This is a genomic window from Streptomyces sp. NPDC058257 (genome assembly GCF_042881845.1).
Classification (GTDB): Bacteria; Actinomycetota; Actinomycetes; order Streptomycetales; family Streptomycetaceae; genus Streptomyces.
Window position 1 is genome coordinate 259,661 of sequence record NZ_JBHVXJ010000005.1, and the last position, 17,954, is coordinate 277,614.

Here is a 17,954-nt window from a genome sequence, read left to right on the forward strand (position 1 = left end):
CGCGTCACAGGGCCGGAGTCACAGGGTCAGACTCGCCTGCACCGGCAGATGGTCGCTCGGGAACTGCCCGGCAAGGGCGAACGTGTTGATCGCCGCCGAGTGGACACGCGCCTCGGGCGTCGCCAGGATCCAGTCGATCCGGTCGCCGTCCGGCACCAGCGGCTTGTAGCCGTGGAAGGTGGCGTACGCCTTGCTGCGCTCGGCCGCCGCGTCCCACGTGTCCACGAGACCGGCGCCCAGCATCGTGTCGTAGACCTGGTTCTTGTGGGCCGCGACGTTGAAGTCCCCCGTGACCAGGAGCGGCAGGGACGGGTCGAGGGCGGAGATCCGTTCGGAGATCAGACTCGCGGCGCGCGTGCGCGCGTACTGACTGGCGTTGTCGAGGTGGGTGTTGAGGACGTAGAACTCGGTGTCCGTGCGCAGATCGTGGAAGCGGACCCGGGTGACCATGCGGATCGAGCCGCCGCCCCAGGTGTTCGATCCGATGACGTCCGGGGTGTCGGAGAGCCAGAAGTGGTCGTACTCGACCGGGGCCAGTCTGCGGGTGTCGTAGAAGACGGTCATGAACTCGTCGCGGCTGCCACCGGCCCGGCCGGTGCCGATCCAGTCGTAGTGCGGGCCCAGGTCCTCGGCGATGTCCCGTACCTGCTGATAGAGGCCTTCCTGGGTGCCGATGACATGAGGGCGCGCGCGGCGAAGGAGTTCCCGGGTCACCGGACGGCGGTCGGCCCAGGTGTTGGGCGGCGTGGTGCCCGCGTAGCGGAGGTTGAACGACATGACCTCCAGGCGGCGACCCGCCCGTTCCACCGCGTGGGCGGGCGACGCGGCCAGCGCGGTGGTGAGCAAGGGCACCGCGACCGCGGCGAGCGCGGTCTGCAGGCCGAGGCGGCGCGTTACTCGGGTGTCGTTCGGCACGCGATCTCCTTCAATGGGTGACGGTCAGGATGAGGTGCGGGAACGCGAGTGCGGAAGCAGGATCTGAGACACGGGTGAACGGGCGGGGTCCGGCAGACGAGAGGGTGTTGACCAGCGGGAAGGTCGACGGATAACTTCGCCATACGGATTGTTGATTCCGTGAAGCGGAAATATCGAGTGTCCTGAGTGTGTGGTCCCGAGTGTGTGGAGGGTGCAGGAATGGGTCAGCAAGAGAAGGTGGCAACGAGTCTCGCGGGCGCGGTCGGCGAGGGCATCAGCGCTTCCCTCGCCCCGGTGGACGCGGAGCTCGAGCGCCGCTACCCCGGCGACCCCGGCACCCGCCAGCCGGTCCACACCGTGTACGTCCCCGGTGAGCTCTTCGGCGCCGAGACCATCCGTACGTGGGGCGACCAGGCGCTGAAGGCGCTCGACGAGCACGCCCCGGACGCCGCGTCCTTCGCGGCCGTCCTCGGTCTCGCCGACGACCTGGCGGTGCCCGTCTACGACCGCGTGCGCGCCAAGCTGGAGCGCGAGCCGATCGAGGATCTGCGCATCGACTTCGAGGACGGCTACAAGGGCGCCGACGAGGACCAGGACGCCGCCCGCGCGGCCCGCCTCGTCGCCGAGGCCTACAAGAACGGCACGGCGGCCCCGTACATGGGCATCCGCATGAAGTGCATGGAGGAGGCGGTGCGCGACCGCGCCATCCGCACCCTCGACATCTTCCTGTCCGGCCTCATGGAGGCGGGCGGCCTGCCGGACGGTCTCGTCCTGACGCTGCCCAAGGTGACCTACCCCGAGCAGGTCACCGCGATGGTGCGGCTCCTGGAGGAGTTCGAGAAGGCGCGTGGCCTGGAGGCCGGGCGGATCGGCTTCGAGATCCAGATCGAGACCAGCCAGTCCATCCTCGCCACCGACGGCACCGCCACCGTGGCCCGCATGATCGGCGCCGCCGAGGGCCGCGCCACAGGCCTTCACTACGGCACCTTCGACTACAGCGCCTGCCTCGGTGTCAGCGCCGCCTACCAGACGAGCGACCACCCGGCGGCCGACCACGCCAAGGCGATCATGCAGGTCGCGGCGGCGGGCACCGGCGTACGCGTCTCGGACGGCTCCACCAACGTCCTGCCCATCGGCACCACCGAGAAGGTCCACGACGCCTGGCGGCTGCACTTCGGCCTCACGCGCCGCGCCCTGGCCCGCGCCTACTACCAGGGCTGGGACATGCACCCCGGCCACATCCCCACGCGCTACGCCGCCGTGTTCGCGTTCTACCGCGAGGGCTTCGAGCAGGCCGCAGCGCGCCTCTCCGCGTACGCGGCCCACCGCGAGGGCGGCGACGTGGCGGACGAGCCGGCATCGGCCAAGGCGCTCGCCGGATACCTCCTTCGCGGCCTGGACTGCGGCGCCCTCGACGCGGGCGAGGTCACCCGGCTCACCGGCCTGACGCTGGCCCGCCTGCAGAGCTTCTCGGGCCCGCGCCGCGGTGACCTCACGCCCTCCGCCAAGTAACGCGAGCGACTGCCGACGCGCCGCCAACCGTCAGCCCGCGGGTGGTAGTTCGCCGGAGCCGCGCTTGATGAGGCGCGTCGGGAGTTCGATGCGCTCCGGGGCGTCCGACGCGCCGTCGAGCTGACGGAACAGGCGCTCCGCGGCGGTCCTGCCCAGCTGTGCGGCGTCCTGTGCCACGACGGTCACGCCCGGCTGGAGCAGGTCCGCGAGCTCGATGTCGTCGAAGCCGACGAGGGCTACCGGGCGGGTGAGTCCGGCGAGCACACGGACGACCGTCACCGTCACACGGTTGTTGCCGGCGAAGATCGCCGTGACGGGGTCCGGGCCGCTCAGCATCGTCTTGGTGGCCTGGTCGACGCGGTCCGGGGCGGTGAGGCCCAGGGACATCCACTCGTCCTCGACGGGGATGCCCGCGTCCTCCATGGCCGCGCGGTAGCCGCGCAGGCGCTCTATCGCGGTGTGGATGCGCGGCTGGTCGCCGATGAAGCCGATGCGGCGGTGGCCGTGGGCGATCAGATGGGCGACGCCGTCACGCGCGCCGCCGAAGCTGTCGGAGAGCACGACGTCGGCGTCGATCTTCCCCGGGGGGCGGTCGACGAAGACCGTGGCGACACCGGCGGCGATCTCCGGCTCCAGATAGCGGTGGTCGTCACCGGCCGGGATGACGACAAGACCGTCGACCCTGCGTGCGCACAGCGCGAGCACCAACTCCTGCTCGCGGTCCGGGTCTTCGGCACTGGAACCGTTGATGAGGAGCGCGCCGTGCGCGCGGGCCACTTCCTCCACGGCGCGGCTGAGCGGCCCGTAGAAAGGGTCGGCGAGGTCTTCGAGCACGAGGCCGATACTGGCCGTGCGGCCCTTGCGCAGGACGCGCGCGCTGTCGTTGCGGCGGAACCCCAGGGCGTCGATGGCCTCCTGGACGCGGCGTTCGGTGTCCGGGGTGACGCCCGGCTCTCCGTTCACCACGCGGGAGACCGTCTTGAGGCCCACTCCGGCGCGGGCCGCGACGTCCTTCATGGTCGGACGGTTGCCGTAGCGGGGTTCGGGGCGTCGGCTGGTGGTCTCGGCCACGGTGCGCTGTCCTGTCGTCGACGATGGTGAGCTGAAAGTGGTGCGTAAGTGATGTGGCGTCGAGCATAGAACCTGGACAACGTTGTCAGATGCGAGAGAGACTGTCCATCGCATTCTCCGGCCTGCCCCTTCGCAAAAAGGGCGGCCTGCCCTTTCACCTGGAGATCTGACACTGATGCACACGGACCTCGTCGCCGCACTCGACATCGGCGGCACCAAGATCGCCGGCGCCCTGGTGGACGGCCGCGGCCGGATCCTGCTGCGCGCCCAGCGGCCCACGCCCGCGCGCGAGGACGGCGACACCGTGATGCGGGCGGTCGAGGAGGTCATCGGTGAGCTGACGCGCTCCCCGCTGTGGGGCAGGGCGCGCGCGGTCGGTATCGGCAGCGCGGGCCCCGTCGACGCGTCGGCCGGGACGGTCAGCCCCGTCAACGTCCCTGGCTGGCGCGGCTACCCGCTGGTCGAGCGGGTGCGCGCGGCCACCGCAGGACTGCCGGTCGAGCTGGTCGGGGACGGCGTCGCGATGACGGCGGCCGAGCACTGGCAGGGCGCGGCCCGCGGGCACGACAACGCGCTGTGCATGGTGGTGTCCACCGGAGTCGGCGGCGGGCTGATCCTCGGGGGCAAGCTGCACCCGGGCCCCACCGGGAACGCGGGGCACATCGGGCACATCAGCGTCGATCTGGACGGCGATCCCTGCCCGTGCGGCGCGCGCGGCTGCGTGGAGCGCATAGCGAGCGGGCCGAACATCGCGCGGCGTGCGGTGGAGGGCGGCTGGCGTCCGGGGCCCGACGGCGATACGTCCGCCGCCGCGGTGGCCCTCGCCGCACGCGCCGGTGACCCGGTCGCCGTCGCCTCCTTCGAGCGGGCGGCGCAGGCGCTGGCCGCGGGGATCGCCGCCACGGCGACGCTCGTCGAGATCGACGTCGCCGTGATCGGGGGCGGGGTGGCGAAGGCGGGAGACGTGCTCTTCGATCCGCTGCGCCGGTCCCTGCGGGACTACGCCACGCTCTCGTTCGTACGTCATTTGACCGTCGGCCCGGCCTTGATGGGGACGGACGCGGGGTTGGTGGGGGCCGCGGCGGCGGCGCTCAGCCAGGAGGCCAGTGCGGCGGAGTTGCGTCCTGCTGTGGGGAGTTGACGGATTCTGGACGCTCGCTCCTCCTGCCGGGGAGAGGGCTGTCGACTGCGGTCCGGTCCTGACTTCCCCGGCCCGGACCGCAGTTGACTGTCCCCGCAGCTCAGGTCAGCAGCTGAGTACCGGCTCAGCCCAGTCCGCGTGATCGGAGTCCCCGCCGTCGCCGCCGTCCGTGACCACGAGGCGTACGACCTGGGCGCCGGTCACGTCGGCCGAAAGGCTGTGCGCGGCATCGGCGTTGGTGAGGACGCCGGTCGACGCGGCCTTCTTGCCGTCGGCCCAGATCTCGAAGGCGACTGTTCCCTTGGGGTCCTTCTCGTCGTCGACGCCCACCTGCGCGGTGACCTTCTCGCAGGAACCGCCGGTGTAGTACTCGACGGCGCTGTCGGCGTGCACCCCGAGCCCCTTGGCGTGGACCACCCCGCCGATGGTGATCGGATGGCCGTCACCCGCGGCGCTCTCGCCGTTGCTGGTGTCCTTCTCGACAGGGCCCCAGCCGTTGACCGCCGACATCCACGGCAGATCACTCACCGCCGAGTCGCCCGCGGGCGGCGCCACGACGACGTGGGCCGTCAGGGGCAGCACGTTCTCGGCGCGGGCGCCGCCGGGGGAGCGGTAGGTGGTCCTGAGCGTCAGGTCGTACGCTCCCGGGGCCGCGTCCCGAGGTGCGGTGACCGACCACGACGTGCTCAGCGACTTGCCCGTGCGCAGGGATTTGGCGGACGGGGGCGAGGTCGCCCGGATCCGCCATCCGGAGGGGCCCGTGAAGGCGGCTGACACCTCCTGCGCGGAGGTGCGGCCGAGGTTGGTGACCTTCGACGTCAGCTTCTCGGACTTGCCCGACTCCACCAATGGGTCGCTGTCCAGGCCGAGTTCGACGGCGGGCGGGTTCTTGGCCCACTTGCCGTCCGCCGCGACGCGCAGCAGGACGGTGCCGTGCGCCGGGACGGTCGCCGAGATCTTCCCCGCCGTGTTGTAGCTCTTGTGCTGCCACAGGTCCCGCAGGGTGTAGCCATCGGCGTCCGGGAGTCCGACGGCCTTTGCCGACGTGGCGATGGACCGGGCGGTGCCCGTCTCGTTGAAGAGCGCGACCGTCCGGCTGCCGTCCTTCATCTCCTTGGCGACGACCCAGCGGCCGCCGTCCGACGAAAGGACCTCGCCCTGCTTGCCCAGGGGGTCCTGGTCGACGGCGATGACTTCCTTGTTGCCGATGATCTCGAAGGTCTCGGGCGTGGCCTTGCGCAGGTCGGAGCCGATGAGCAGCGGTGAGGCCATGATCGACCACATCGAGAAGTGCGTACGGTACTCGGTGTCCGTCATGCCGCCGTTGCCGACCTCTAGCATGTCCGGGTCGTTCCAGCGGCCCGGGCCCGCGTGCTCGTCGAGCGGCAGGTTCTGCTTCATGATCGAGAGCATCGAGCTCCAGTTGTCGCTGATGTCGCCGGTGGTGCGCCACAGATGCCCTACGTCGGCTGCCCACTCCCAGGGTTTGTTCTCGCCCCACTCGCAGATGCTGTAGACGATGGGGCGCCCGGTGGCCTTCAGCGCGTCGCGCATCGCGATGTACCGCTTCTTGGCGTCGACGCCTTGGTTGTTGCAGTTGTCGTACTTGAGGTAGTCGACGCCCCAGTCGGCGAACTGCCGTGCGTCGCTGACCTCATGGCCCAGTGCGCCGGGGAACCCCACGTCGCTACAGGTCTTCGTCCCGGCACTGGTGTAGATGCCGAGCTTCAGACCCTTTCCGTGCACATAGTCGGCAACTCCCTTGATCCCCTGGGGGAATCGCTCGGGGTCGGGCACCAGCTTGCCGTTCGCGTCCCGATCGGGCAGCGCCCAGCAGTCGTCGAGATTGACGTACCTGTAGCCGGCGTCCTTGAGGCCCTTCTCGACGAAGAGGTCCGCGATCCCCTTGACCATCGCCTCGTCGAACTCGGCCCTGCAGTGGGTGGAGTTCCAGTTGTTGAAGCCCATGGGCGGGGTGAGGGCGAGGCCGTCGGGGAGCTTGGCACCGGGTGCCGATGGCCTCTCGACCGCGCTCTGGACTCCTGTGCCGCTCGTCTCGCTCGTGCCGCTCGTCTCGCTCGTGCCGCTCGTCTCGCTCGTGCCGCTCGTCTCGCTCGTGCCGCTCGTCTCGCTCGTGCCGCTCGTCTCGCTCGCGCCGCCCGTCTCGCTCGCGCCGCCCGTCTCGCTCGCGCTGCCCGACTTGCTCACGCTGTCCGTCCGGCTCGTGCCGCCCGTGTCGCGTGCCGCCGCCGGTGCGGCGATCCCTGCGGTGCACAGCAGTGCGGCGGCCAGCGACCCGACGACTCTTCGGCGCGTGGTGAGGGGTGAGATGTGACGCATCGTTACATTCCTCCGTACTCGCAGAGTTGGGGGGACTGCATGTACGTGTCAGAGGTGCGCGCTTACGGTAGGCCGTGTTGGACTCTGTTGGAAGAGGAGTCGTAACGGTTCGCGCGCCTGGCGCCAAAACCTTTTCCGGCGTGGGCAGTTGAGAGTGGCATCCAACCCTTGCGTTCGGTTGTGTTCGGTTGCACCCCGAGGAGGGGGACATGGCACAGTCATCATTCATGAGCCCTGCCACGCCTCAAAGCATGTCAGGACATCGGATGTCACGGCGGAATGTCCTGCGTGGTGCGGCCGCCGGAGCCGGAGCCGTCACCCTTCCGGCCCTGCCCACGGTCCTGGTCTTCCTGCTCCTGCAGCGGCACTTCATCGCGGGGCTGACGCTGAGGTCGGGCAAGCAGACTCCCAGCACTTTCCAACCGGTCAGGGAGCCTGGCGTGTGGCGCATCGTCTTCTACGTGAACGTGTGGACGGTGTCCCTGTTCCTCGCCGCCGTCACGGTACTGGCCGTCGGGCTCGGCGTGTGGCGTCGCTCCTCGCCTCGCCGTCAACGCCGCGTCGCCCGGGCGCTATGGCTGGCGTGCCTGGCCGCGACGCTGGCGGCCACCGTGATCCCGGACCGGCCGATCGGTTCCGGCGTCCGTTACGTGGTGATGATCCCGGGCGAGGGATTGTGGGGAAACACTTTCGACTACATGTACGCCAGCGAACGCCACATGATCGTCGTCCTGCAGGTCGCCAACGCCGCCATGTTCGTGCCCCTGGGGCTCTTCGCCTACGCGGCCGCACGGCGTCCCTCGCCCACCGGAATCGTGCTGGGCTGCCTCACCTTGAGCGTGACCATCGAGGCGGTGCAATTCGTCATGAACGCGGGCCGGGTCGTCGACATCGACGATGTCATGTTCAACACCGTCGGCGCCCTGATCGGCTGCCTGCTGGCGAGGGTGGCCTGGGCGATGACGGGGCGAGGTGCTGAGAGTGACGTGAGGCGGCACGCCGTGCGGGCGCGTCCACTCCGTGTTTGGCTGCTGGATCAGTTCGGAGGCTGACGCCTCGCCCGCCATCGGCGCAGACGGTCACTTCCGGCGGCGCAGGAACAACCAGATGCGGGCGGCCATCGAGCCGATGACCAGGACGCCGACCGCGATCTGCAGCCAGCGCGGAAGGGCGCCCGCTCCGGGGAGATACAGGGCGAACGGCATCACGGGCGCCACCGCCGACTGTCGGCGATGCCCGCGACCGTCCAGTGGTCGGCGTTCAGGTCATCCACCTCTGCCCCTTTTGTCGTCTGCCTCCATGTCATCGTGACACAGAGGCAGAGTCGATCTGCCGTGAACGCACTCCACGTCGTCGCCCTCGTGCGGACCGGAGCCGCTTCGTACCCGGTTCTGCCGGATGCCGGACGCGTGCCTTGTTCAGCTCCGTGGACTCAGTCACGCCACGGCGGACCGGAACAGCCGGTCCGCCTGGGGCGCGGGGTCGGGACAGTGCTCGGTGGCCAGGACGATGCCGACGATCAGCGTGATCGGCTCGGCGGCAGTGATGCCTTTCGTGACCCCGGCAACTTCTCCTTGCATACGCCCTCTTGCCGCCCCTACCCGGCGCTTGCACTCTTTGAAGTGCGTACATCGCGATCCGTGACCGGGGGAGGGGCGGATGACGGAGCAGGATGGCGGCTTGGCCGAGCCCGACGAGCCTGGAGTCCCAGTACTGCGAGACCGGATTCTCCTGCACACGCGCACGGTGGCCGCGGCAGAGGCGGTCGACGATGTCATCGGCGGGACCGTGCTCTGCAGCACCCAAGCTGTTGAACGGGCCAAAGACGCCGGGCGCAACCTCCAGGGTCCCCTGCTGCTCGACCCGGGCCGCTATGAGAAGCATGTAGCCGGCTCCGCCGACAGTTTCTACGTGAAGCCGCGAGACGATGATGGCCCCATGCTCTACGCACCACGGCGCGACGCCGGTTATCCCGGGCGCGAGCAACTGGACGCCGGAGCCACAGCCGTCCTCACCCCGACCCGGTACTTCACGATCGGAGACATTCACGCCGTCACAGCCGCCACACGGCGGGTGCGCGAACTCGACCCGGAAAAGGTCATCTTCACCGTGCCGCTGGCGGCCCCATGGCTGCGATCGGACCAGACCATCCGCTGGTTGATCGACTCCCTCAACCTGGTGCCTCACGTAAAGGCGATCGCTCTGGGCTCCCCGAGCGATCCACTGCCGGACCTGCCCACGGCACAACGCCTGCGCGATCTGATCGACGGCATCCACAACGTGGCACTCATCCGCACCGGGCTCGCCGGCCTCGACGCCTATGCCCGCGGCGCGGCCTTCGTCTCCATCGGTGTCCAGAACTCATGCCGGGCCTTCTGGCCGCCCGACGCAGGACACCCCGAAGCCAACCCGCGAGGGACACCGAAGCCCTACGTCCTGCACCCGGTCCTGATGGAGTATTTCCCCGGTGGCGATCTCGCTCACCTGTATGGACACGGCAGACCCCCCGAATGCCCGTGCGGCGTCTGTCACGGTCAGCCCTACACACGGTTCGTCGGCGACGACCCCGACGACGTCGAAGAAGCCGAACAGCACAACTTGGCGACCTGGCTGCCCTGGGCCGAGGAACTCCAGCGAGCGTCACCCGGCGGCGCACGCCGCGACCTCTGGCAGCGACGCTGCTATCGGGCCGTCGACGCCCGCGAGGCGATCGAGCGGCGATGGCGCAGCCGACGCAGTCCGCCCCAATCCGCGGCCCTCACCCTGTGGGCGACCGAAAGGGACTGACAAGGCCGGGCGCCGCGGGCAAGCCGAGGATCTGACCGTACGCGTGCTCGGCGAACCGCCAACCGGCCGACGTCTCCCACACCTCCACAAGCGGCTCCGCCGGCGCAAGGACCCGGGGCTCGCCCACGCCTTGCCAGTGCACGACCCCGGTACTGAACCGGACCGCCTCCGCCAGCAACTCCTGCGAACCCCCGGCCGGGCAGTCAAGCCACATCGCCTGCGGAACGTAAGCGCCGAACGGCATCGCGTCCAACCCCTCCACGCGAGCATGCTCGGCGCGCACCACCGCCAGGTCCACCGACAGCGGCGGCACCGCAAGGCGCTCCACCAGATCTCCGCGTCGCACCCATGCGTGCGACGACTCACCGCGTCGCAACAAGCGCTGGTCTCGACCCGCGAGGGAACTCCACAGGGTCGGCCGCTTCACCGGCAGCTTCAACAACGCATCCAGCATCCCCAGGTCATCCAGCGGCCCGCCGCCCACAGCCGTCCGGCGGGCATGCTCCTCCTCGTTCAGGCGGTACACGAGCACCACCTCCACGCCCCACAACGTCACCTCGGACAGACGAAACCCCAGCGGGAGCTTTCCGCCCGATACCCCTTCGACCACCCGCTGCGCACGCACACTCGCGGACACGAAACCGGACATGACAACCTCGGCTGACTCGACGACACCAAGCACGCAACCACACAAGTGCCCGGCCCCGAGACAGAAACGGCGAACACCTCACAGGGGTGCGGAGCAACGGTCCTCAAGGGGGGGCGACGGCCGCGAGCGGCGATTACGCCGCCTCCACGATCTCCGCAGGCGTCGACTCCGCCCGCGAGACGGTCGTCCACTCGGCGACGAGTCCCTCGTACCGGGCCCGGGTCTGCCCGTACAGCCAGCCGCCCGTCTCGATGAGGAGCTCCCTGATCTCGTCGTTCACCACGGCCGCAGACCGTGCGGTACCAGGCGAGTGGGGAGTGGGAGGCATGGTGTTCAGTCTAGGCGCCGGGTTCGGTGCGGCCGAGGACGCGGTGAGAACGGCATATGACGATCACGCGATCACGGCTGCGGTGCCTCCGGCGGGAAAGGTCCGGTGCGGCTGCATCTCCACGGGCCCTTCGGGGTGAAGTTCCTTCAGAACACACGCCGCGCCGTCACTGGAGATCCCGCATCCACCGCACACAACCACCACCGACGGCGGCCGCTCGCAGGGCGGGTACGTGCCGTCGGCAATCCGTTCCGCCATGGCCGCGTACACCTGCCGCGACCTGGGCAGATATCGGTTCTCACCTCATGATCGAACGCCAAGTCGACTCACTCCACCCGGCGGGACGAGTGTGCCCATCTCACCCATCACTCCTCTTTCACCTGTCGGGCCAGAGTGTGCTGACCGGCATGCAAAACCCCCGGAGCGTCGACATGTACCAGCCTACGGAGCACCGCCACATCAGCGGCCAGGAACTGACCGCCCTCATCGACGAGTCGATGGCAGTCTGCCGAAAGCTGCCTCCTCGCGAGCGCCTCGCCAAGCTGAACGAACAGCTGCGGACCGAACTCGCCCGCCTCACGCCGACAGTGCAGGCCCAGGCCGACGGGATGAACCGCGGAACGACCGACTGGTACGGCAGGCGGCGCGCCGTCGACGCGACCCGTAACGCGCTCGCCGACGACCTGAGCGGCAACCCGCTCGTCGCGTCGATGGCCGTCGCCGAACTCGGCCGACGCCTGAACGAACTCAGCAACTACGTGACGGGCGGCGGCCCGTCCTGACCGGTGTGACGAGTGGGTGTGATGGCGTCCGTCCGCATGACCCGCTCCGTGTCATGGGCTGTCATATCCCGCACCGGACGGCGGGATTGAGATCGTCGGAGCGTGGCCACCGACAACCCCCGGCAGACGGAGCGCTCCGCGTGAAAGCCCCGAAGTACGTGCGTGACATTCCCGGCCTGTGCTGGGACGAGAGGCCTGGTGACGTCCTTCACTGCACCCTTGAGCAAGACCATGCCGGCGACCACTTCCACGCCTACACCAGAACCAGGTGGCCCAACCGTGCCCGCGCCGTCCGGTCCGCGACGCGGCAGCGGTGAGGCCGAGTGGGGAGGCGAGTTCACACGGGGTGCGAACGGAGTGCATATATGCACTCGGTGCGCACACTCCCGTCAGTGGCGTGTGCGGGGCACTCTCATGAAGCTGCCTGGACCCCGCAGCACTCCGCGGAGCCCGTGGTGCCCCTGCCGCGGGCTCACTCCTCCGCCAGCGCTTTCGCCAGGGTGGGAACCGGCAACAGCGTGGGAGTGAGGCCCGTGAGACGCAGGATGCGGAGCGTCAGGCGGTGGGTGCAGACCACGGAGAAGTGAGCGCCACGTGCCGTCGTGCGGCGATGTGCGCGGGACAGAATGGCGATTCCGGAGCAGTCGAAGAACGTGGTCCGGGTCAGATCGATGACCACTGTTGGCGCGGTGCCACCGGTGATGGGGTCGATGAGTGGTGCCATCCGCTGGTAGGCCAGCAGGTCGATCTCACCGCGCAGTTCGATGACGACCGCGCCGTTGTGGTCGTACACATGGGGCTGCTGGTCGGAGTCCTCGAAGGCGAATTCGTTCAGGGCATCGAGTTGCACGTGTCCCCCAGTAGCGACGTTCGGCCGGATCCACGCGGCACCGGGGTGCATCGGGAGAGCCGGATTCATGAGGTCACCAGGGGCTGGGGCGCCTGGCGGATCACGCTAGCGGGGGAGGGCGTGGCTTGGAGTGAGGGAACGATTCATGCGCGGCGACTGCCACCCAATGGGGTGAAGTGAAAGCGAATCGCTTGACATTGGATGGCGTTTTGCGATTCGGGCTGTGGCGGTCTCATCAGGGCTGGTTTCCGCAGCAGGGTGTTCCGGGCAAGCCACAGAGGGCCGACGGAAGAGGGGGAACCGTGATCGTCTGGATCAACGGCGCGTTCGGTGCGGGCAAGACCAGCGCCGCACAGGAACTGATCGAGCTGATCCCGAACAGCACACTCTTCGACCCCGAGGTCATCGGTGGTGGACTGCCGCACCTGCTGTCGCCCAAGCGTCTCGCCGAGGTGAGCGACTTCCAGGATCTGCCGATCTGGAGGCGACTCGTCGTGGACACCGCGGCGGCCCTGCTCGCCGAGGTCGGTGGCGTCCTCGTGGTGCCCATGACCCTGCTGCGGCAGGACTACCGCGACGAGATCTTCGGCGGCCTCGCCTCGCGCAGAATCGCCGTACGCCACGTCGTCCTGACCCAGGATGAAACGATCCTGCGGGAACGAATATCCGAACGCCCCGTCCCCGATCTCCCGGACGGCGAGACGCGCGTACGGCAGTGGTCGTTCGACCACATCGAGCCGTACCGCGCCGCACTCGCGGGCTGGCTCGGCACCGACGCGCACCGCATCGACACCGGCGCGCTGACCCCCTGCGAGAGCGCCGAGCGCATCGCCGACGCCGTACGCACCGGGTCCGCGTCCGTCTGCGACATCGTGCAGACCCCGCAGCCCACCGCGGAGACGCTCGCGGCCGGGGTGCTGCTCTTCGACGAGCGGGACCGGGTGCTGCTCGTCGACCCGACGTACAAGGCCGGATGGGAGTTCCCGGGCGGCGTCGTCGAACAGGGTGAGGCGCCCGCGCGAGCGGGCATGCGCGAGGTGGCCGAGGAGACCGGCATCCAACTCGCCGACGCCCCCCGGCTCCTCGTCGTCGACTGGGAGCCGCCCGTACCGCCCGGCTACGGAGGGATGCGGTTCCTCTTCGACGGCGGGAGCCTCGACAGCGGCGCGGCCCGGCAGATGCTGCTGCCGGGCCCCGAACTCCGCGACTGCCGCTTCGTCACCGAGGAGGAGGCGGCCGGGCTGCTGCCCTCCGTACGCTACGAGCGGCTTCGCTGGGCGCTGCGCGCGCGGGAGCGCGGGGTCGCCCTGTACCTGGAGGCCGGGATCCCCGTCGGCGACCAATGACCACGGGAGCCGGCAGAGCCCGCTCCGGGTCGGCACATACCCCTCCCGCCCGGTGGCTCAGCTCGCCGCGTACTTCTGGAGGAACAGCGCCTCCGCGACCGAGAGCCGCTCCAACTCCTGCGGCGACACGCTCTCGTCGACCGCGTGGATCTGGGCCTCGGGCTCGCTCAGGCCGATCAGCAGGATCTCCGCCCTGGGGTAGAGCGCGGCGAGGGTGTTGCACAGCGGAATCGAGCCGCCCTGGCCCGCGTACTGCATCTCCTCGCCCGGGTACGCCTCACCCATCGCCTCCGCCATGGCCGCGTACGCCGGGCTCGTGGTGTCCGCGCGGAACGGCTGGCCCTGCCCGATCTGCTCGGTGGTCACCTGCGCGCCCCACGGAGTGTGCGCCTCCAGGTGCGCCTGAAGGAGCTTGGTGGCCTCGGCCGCGTCCACGCCCGGCGGCACCCGCAGGCTGACCAGCGCCCGCGCGCCCGCCTGCACGGACGGCGTCGCGCCGATCACCGGCGGGCAGTCGATGCCGAGCACCGTGACCGCGGGGCGCGCCCAGATGCGGTCGGCGACCGTGCCCCTGCCGACCAGCTGGACACCGTCGAGGACCTTGGCGTCCTTGCGGAAGTCGGCCTCTTCGTACTGAAGCCCGTCCCAGACCTCGTCGCCCGTGAGCCCGTCGACCGTCGTCGAGCCGTCGTCCGCGCGCAGCGAGTCGAGCACCCGCACCAGCGCGGCGAGCGCGTCCGGGGCCGCGCCGCCGAACTGTCCGGAGTGCAGGTTGCCCTCAAGAGTGTCGATGCGCACGCGAAGGAGAGTCATGCCGCGGAGCGTCGCGGTGACCGTCGGAAGGCCCACCCGGAAGTTGCCCGCGTCGCCGATGACGATCGTGTCGGCCGTCAGAAGGTCGGGGTGCTTCTCGGCGTACCGTTCGAGGCCGCCCGTGCCCTGCTCCTCGGAGCCCTCGGCGATCACCTTGACGCTCACCGGGACACCGCCGTTCGCCTTCAGGGCGCGCAGCGCGAGCAGGTGCATGAGGACCCCGCCCTTGCAGTCGGCGCTCCCGCGTCCGTACCAGCGTCCTTCGCGCTCCGTCAGCTCGAACGGCGGGGTGGTCCACGCCGCCTCGTCGAGCGGCGGCTGCACGTCGTAGTGCGCGTAGAGCAGCACGGTGGGGGCGCCCTCGGGGCCAGGAAGCAGGCCGTACACCGACTGCGTGCCGTCCGGGGTGTCGAGCAGGGCCACGTCCTGGAACCCCTCGGCGCGCAGCGCGTCCGCCACCCAGTTCGCGGCGGCGGCGCTCTCGCTCTTGGGGAACTGATCGAAGTCCGCCACCGACTTGAAGGCCACCAGTTCAGTGAGCTCCGCCTTCGCCTTCGGCATGAGCGAGGCGACGGTCTCGGCGATCGGATTCGGCGACATGGGCACGCTCCTCGTAGGTGCGACGTTCTACGTATGTGGGTGTTGTGATCCTCCCACAGGAGGGTGCCGGAGGTGCCCGCCGTAGGATGCCTTGGAAAGCGCGGCCAACAGCTGGATCGGGAGCGGTAGACCAACGTGAGCAGCGAGAACTCAGCGGACGACGCGCAGTACGTACCGGCGGATGACGCGCAGTACGTGTGGGACGTCGTCGTGGTGGGAGCAGGGCCGGCAGGGGCGTCGGCGGCGTACGCGGCGGCCGTCGCGGGACGCAGCGTCCTCGTCCTGGAGAAAGCCGAACTGCCCCGGTACAAGACGTGTGGCGGCGGCATCATCGGCCCCTCGCGCGACGCGCTCCCGCCCGGGTTCGAACTGCCCTTCAGGGACCGGGTGCACGCGGTGACGTTCTCCCTGGACGGCAAGTTCGCCCGCACCCGCCGCTCGAAGCAGATGCTCTTCGGGCTGATCAACCGCCCCGAGTTCGACCAGCAACTGGTCGAGCACGCACAGAAGGCGGGCGCCGAGGTGCGCACCGGCGTCACCGTCGCGCGCGTGGAGCAGCACGGCTCCGCGGTGCCCGACCGGCGGACGGTCGCCGTGGTCCTGCAGGGCGGCGAGACGGTGCTCGCCCGCGCGGTCGTCGGGGCCGACGGCAGTGCGAGCCGCATAGGGGCACATGTCGGTGTGAAGCTCGACCAGGTGGATCTCGGTCTGGAGGCCGAGATCCCGGTGCCGCAGAGCGTCGCCGAGGACTGGGCGGGCCGGGTGCTCATCGACTGGGGGCCGATGCCCGGCAGTTACGGATGGGTGTTCCCCAAGGGCGACACCCTCACGGTCGGGGTCATCTCCGCGCGCGGCGAAGGCTCGGCCACCAAGCGGTACTTGGAGGACTTCATCGCCCGCCTCGGGCTCGCGGGCTTCGAGCCGAGCATCTCGTCCGGCCATCTGACGCGCTGCCGCAGCGACGACTCGCCGCTCTCGCGCGGCCGGGTCGTGGTGTGCGGTGACGCGGCGGGTCTCCTTGAACCGTGGACCCGCGAAGGCATCTCCTTCGCGCTGCGCTCGGGTCGGCTCGCGGGGGAGTGGGCGGTGCGGATCGGCGAGGCGCACGACGCGGTCGACGCCCGCCGCCAGGCCCTGAACTACGCCTTCGCCATCAAGGCGGGACTCGGCGTCGAGATGAGCGTCGGGCGGCGCATGCTCACGGCCTTCGAGCGCCGTCCGGGCATGCTGCACGCGGCGATCACCGGGTTCAGGCCCGCGTGGAACGCGTTCGCGAGGATCACTCGTGGCTCGACGACGCTCGGCGAGCTGGTGCGCAACCACCCGCTGGCGGGACGGGCGCTGAACTCGATCGACCGGTAGGTCCGATGGCGGTCAGATGGTGATCCGACCGCGGGCGGCCGACCGCCTCGCTTCGTGGCGTCCTCACTTCGTGATGGTGACGCGGAAGACGGGGTGGTCGCCCGCGGCGGCCTCGATCTCCGCGTCCGTGGACTTGGCGGTGACACCCCTGAAGTACTGGTTGACCTCCCAGCCCCACTTCTTCAGATAGCCGCGCAACACCGGCAGCTTCTCGGCGTCCGGGACCTCCTCGACCGTGAACGCGTGGACCTTCCGCCCGACGCGCAGCTCGCCACCGCCCGCCACGCGCATGTTGCGCACCCACTGCGAGTGCCCACGCGCCGAGATCAGGTACCGGCCGCCTTGGTACGTGAACGGGTTGACCGGGACGCGCTGCATCTGGCCGCTCTTGCGTCCGCGTACGGAGAGCTCGGCCGACCCCATCAGGCTGATGCCGCGCCGAGCCAGCCAGGCGACCAGGCTGTTGAACCGCACGTTGAGAGGGCTGCCCTTGAGGTAGTACGGGGTGGGGCCTGGGGTGGGGGAGGACGCAGACATGGTGACCGCCAAAGTCGGGAGAGTTTCCGAGAGCACTGCTCTCGCTTAAGAGCAGTGTGCACGAGAGCGGCGCCCTATTGCAAGAGCAGTGCTCTCGAAAGAGGTCAGTGCTCTCTATTTGATGCGCCACTCCCTCCTCGGTGCGCCGCTCTCCTGTCAGTGCACCGCTCTCGTTTCAGCGCACTGCTCCCAGCTCATGGCAGACTGCCTGCATGAGCAGCGCTACCAGCGGGGCCAGGGCCCGCGCCCGAGTCGAAGTCACCGCCGCAATCAAGGACGAGGCCCGCAAGCAGCTGGCGGCCGACGGCGCCGCCAAGCTCTCCCTGCGCGCCGTGGCCCGCGAGCTCGGCATGGTGTCCTCCGCCCTCTACCGCTACTTCCCCAGCCGCGACGAACTCCTGACCGCGCTCATCATCGACGCCTACGACTCCCTCGGCGCCGCTGCCGAGGACGCGCACGCCGAGGTCGCGTCGTCCGCCGACCCCGTGCGGCGCTGGACGGTCGCGTGCGAGGCCGTACGGTCCTGGGCGCTCGCGCATCCCCACGAGTACGCCCTCATCTACGGCTCACCCGTCCCGGGCTACAGCGCGCCCGACTCCACGGTCGAATCCGCGGAGCGCGTCGGGCGGCTGCTCGTCGGGATCGTGCGCGACGCCCATCGGGGGCGTGGTGTCGCCGTGCAGTCGCTGCCGGGCGGGCTGCGTACCGAGGCCGAGCGGATCGCCGCGGATCTCGCGCCCGATCTGCCGCCGGCGGTGAGCATGGCGATGGTCGCGGCGTGGGCCCAGTTGTTCGGGCTCGTGGGCTTCGAGGTGTTCGGGCAGTTCAACCGTGTCGTCGAGGACCGTTCGGCGTTCTTCTCGTACGCGGCCACGCAACTGGCCCACGGGGTCGGGCTGTTGGAGCAGAAGTAGCCCGCAC

Annotated in this window: 18 protein-coding genes and 1 pseudogene; 9 read left to right on the top strand and 10 right to left on the bottom strand. The window is 69.8% G+C overall.

What is annotated here, in order from left to right; translation table 11 throughout:
- Nucleotides 1-18: 18 nt before the first annotated feature.
- Nucleotides 19-915, bottom strand: coding sequence for an endonuclease/exonuclease/phosphatase family protein (locus ACFVXC_RS16065; protein WP_389905727.1), 897 nt, complete (start codon nt 913-915; stop codon nt 19-21).
- Between the two features lie 219 nt (nt 916-1,134).
- Here ACFVXC_RS16065 and ACFVXC_RS16070 point away from each other — a divergent pair, with 219 nt between their 5' ends.
- Complete coding sequence (locus ACFVXC_RS16070; RefSeq protein WP_389905729.1) at nt 1,135-2,427, top strand: DUF6986 family protein; 1,293 nt, start codon at nt 1,135-1,137, stop codon at nt 2,425-2,427.
- Nucleotides 2,428-2,457: 30 nt separating this feature from the next.
- On the opposite strand, the gene ACFVXC_RS16075 is transcribed toward ACFVXC_RS16070, so the two are convergent.
- Nucleotides 2,458-3,444 carry a LacI family DNA-binding transcriptional regulator gene (locus ACFVXC_RS16075; RefSeq protein ID WP_389905951.1) on the bottom strand — a complete coding sequence of 329 codons (987 nt, stop codon included), beginning with the start codon at nt 3,442-3,444 and terminating at the stop codon, nt 2,458-2,460.
- Between the two features lie 229 nt (nt 3,445-3,673).
- Between ACFVXC_RS16075 and ACFVXC_RS16080 the strand changes: the two genes are divergently transcribed.
- Nucleotides 3,674-4,639: an ROK family protein gene (locus ACFVXC_RS16080; protein WP_389905731.1), complete on the top strand. Its 966-nt coding sequence runs from the start codon at nt 3,674-3,676 to the stop codon at nt 4,637-4,639.
- A gap of 105 nt (nt 4,640-4,744) precedes the next feature.
- On the opposite strand, the gene ACFVXC_RS16085 is transcribed toward ACFVXC_RS16080, so the two are convergent.
- Nucleotides 4,745-6,979 (bottom strand): NPCBM/NEW2 domain-containing protein, encoded by a 2,235-nt coding sequence (locus tag ACFVXC_RS16085; protein ID WP_389905733.1) that lies wholly within the window; start codon nt 6,977-6,979, stop codon nt 4,745-4,747.
- A gap of 305 nt (nt 6,980-7,284) precedes the next feature.
- On the opposite strand from ACFVXC_RS16085, the pseudogene ACFVXC_RS16090 reads away from it, so the two are divergent.
- Nucleotides 7,285-7,380: pseudogene (locus ACFVXC_RS16090) on the top strand (carbohydrate ABC transporter permease); the annotation flags it as partial.
- A gap of 318 nt (nt 7,381-7,698) precedes the next feature.
- Entirely contained in the window at nt 7,699-8,031 is a 333-nt protein-coding gene (locus ACFVXC_RS16095) for a VanZ family protein (RefSeq protein ID WP_389905953.1), read from the top strand.
- A 27-nt stretch (nt 8,032-8,058) separates the two neighbouring features.
- On the opposite strand, the gene ACFVXC_RS16100 is transcribed toward ACFVXC_RS16095, so the two are convergent.
- Both ACFVXC_RS16100 and ACFVXC_RS16105 read right to left on the bottom strand, forming a co-directional pair.
- Nucleotides 8,059-8,184, bottom strand: a complete 126-nt coding sequence (locus ACFVXC_RS16100; protein ID WP_389905734.1) for a hypothetical protein — start codon at nt 8,182-8,184, stop codon at nt 8,059-8,061.
- A gap of 231 nt (nt 8,185-8,415) precedes the next feature.
- Nucleotides 8,416-8,559: a hypothetical protein gene (locus ACFVXC_RS16105; protein WP_389905736.1), complete on the bottom strand. Its 144-nt coding sequence runs from the start codon at nt 8,557-8,559 to the stop codon at nt 8,416-8,418.
- 79 nt (nt 8,560-8,638) lie between these two features.
- Here ACFVXC_RS16105 and ACFVXC_RS16110 point away from each other — a divergent pair, with 79 nt between their 5' ends.
- A complete protein-coding gene (locus tag ACFVXC_RS16110) occupies nt 8,639-9,766 on the top strand; it encodes a hypothetical protein (RefSeq protein WP_389905737.1) in 1,128 nt (375 codons plus the stop codon).
- Here ACFVXC_RS16110 and ACFVXC_RS16115 read toward each other — a convergent pair.
- Nucleotides 9,738-10,448 carry a hypothetical protein gene (locus ACFVXC_RS16115; RefSeq protein ID WP_389905739.1) on the bottom strand — a complete coding sequence of 237 codons (711 nt, stop codon included), beginning with the start codon at nt 10,446-10,448 and terminating at the stop codon, nt 9,738-9,740. The two genes, ACFVXC_RS16110 and ACFVXC_RS16115, sit on opposite strands and share 29 nt — an antisense overlap.
- Before the next feature lie 100 nt (nt 10,449-10,548).
- Nucleotides 10,549-10,743, bottom strand: a complete 195-nt coding sequence (locus ACFVXC_RS16120; RefSeq protein ID WP_389905740.1) for a hypothetical protein — start codon at nt 10,741-10,743, stop codon at nt 10,549-10,551.
- A 431-nt stretch (nt 10,744-11,174) separates the two neighbouring features.
- On the opposite strand from ACFVXC_RS16120, the gene ACFVXC_RS16125 reads away from it, so the two are divergent.
- Nucleotides 11,175-11,525, top strand: a complete 351-nt coding sequence (locus ACFVXC_RS16125) for a DUF6415 family natural product biosynthesis protein (RefSeq protein ID WP_389905742.1) — start codon at nt 11,175-11,177, stop codon at nt 11,523-11,525.
- Between the two features lie 472 nt (nt 11,526-11,997).
- On the opposite strand, the gene ACFVXC_RS16130 is transcribed toward ACFVXC_RS16125, so the two are convergent.
- Nucleotides 11,998-12,375 carry an STAS domain-containing protein gene (locus ACFVXC_RS16130; protein WP_389905744.1) on the bottom strand — a complete coding sequence of 126 codons (378 nt, stop codon included), beginning with the start codon at nt 12,373-12,375 and terminating at the stop codon, nt 11,998-12,000.
- A 302-nt stretch (nt 12,376-12,677) separates the two neighbouring features.
- Between ACFVXC_RS16130 and ACFVXC_RS16135 the strand changes: the two genes are divergently transcribed.
- Nucleotides 12,678-13,721, top strand: coding sequence for an NUDIX domain-containing protein (locus ACFVXC_RS16135; protein WP_389905746.1), 1,044 nt, complete (start codon nt 12,678-12,680; stop codon nt 13,719-13,721).
- A gap of 57 nt (nt 13,722-13,778) precedes the next feature.
- Here ACFVXC_RS16135 and ACFVXC_RS16140 read toward each other — a convergent pair whose 3' ends face one another.
- Nucleotides 13,779-15,134 (bottom strand): dipeptidase, encoded by a 1,356-nt coding sequence (locus tag ACFVXC_RS16140; RefSeq protein WP_389905748.1) that lies wholly within the window; start codon nt 15,132-15,134, stop codon nt 13,779-13,781.
- Between the two features lie 135 nt (nt 15,135-15,269).
- Here ACFVXC_RS16140 and ACFVXC_RS16145 point away from each other — a divergent pair, with 135 nt between their 5' ends.
- A complete protein-coding gene (locus ACFVXC_RS16145; protein WP_389905750.1) occupies nt 15,270-16,496 on the top strand; it encodes a geranylgeranyl reductase family protein in 1,227 nt (408 codons plus the stop codon).
- A gap of 63 nt (nt 16,497-16,559) precedes the next feature.
- Here the strand turns inward: ACFVXC_RS16145 and ACFVXC_RS16150 are convergent, their stop codons facing one another.
- Nucleotides 16,560-17,033: a nitroreductase family deazaflavin-dependent oxidoreductase gene (locus ACFVXC_RS16150; RefSeq protein WP_389905752.1), complete on the bottom strand. Its 474-nt coding sequence runs from the start codon at nt 17,031-17,033 to the stop codon at nt 16,560-16,562.
- 212 nt (nt 17,034-17,245) lie between these two features.
- Between ACFVXC_RS16150 and ACFVXC_RS16155 the strand changes: the two genes are divergently transcribed.
- A complete protein-coding gene (locus ACFVXC_RS16155) occupies nt 17,246-17,947 on the top strand; it encodes a TetR/AcrR family transcriptional regulator (RefSeq protein ID WP_389905754.1) in 702 nt (233 codons plus the stop codon).
- Nucleotides 17,948-17,954 lie beyond the last annotated feature (7 nt).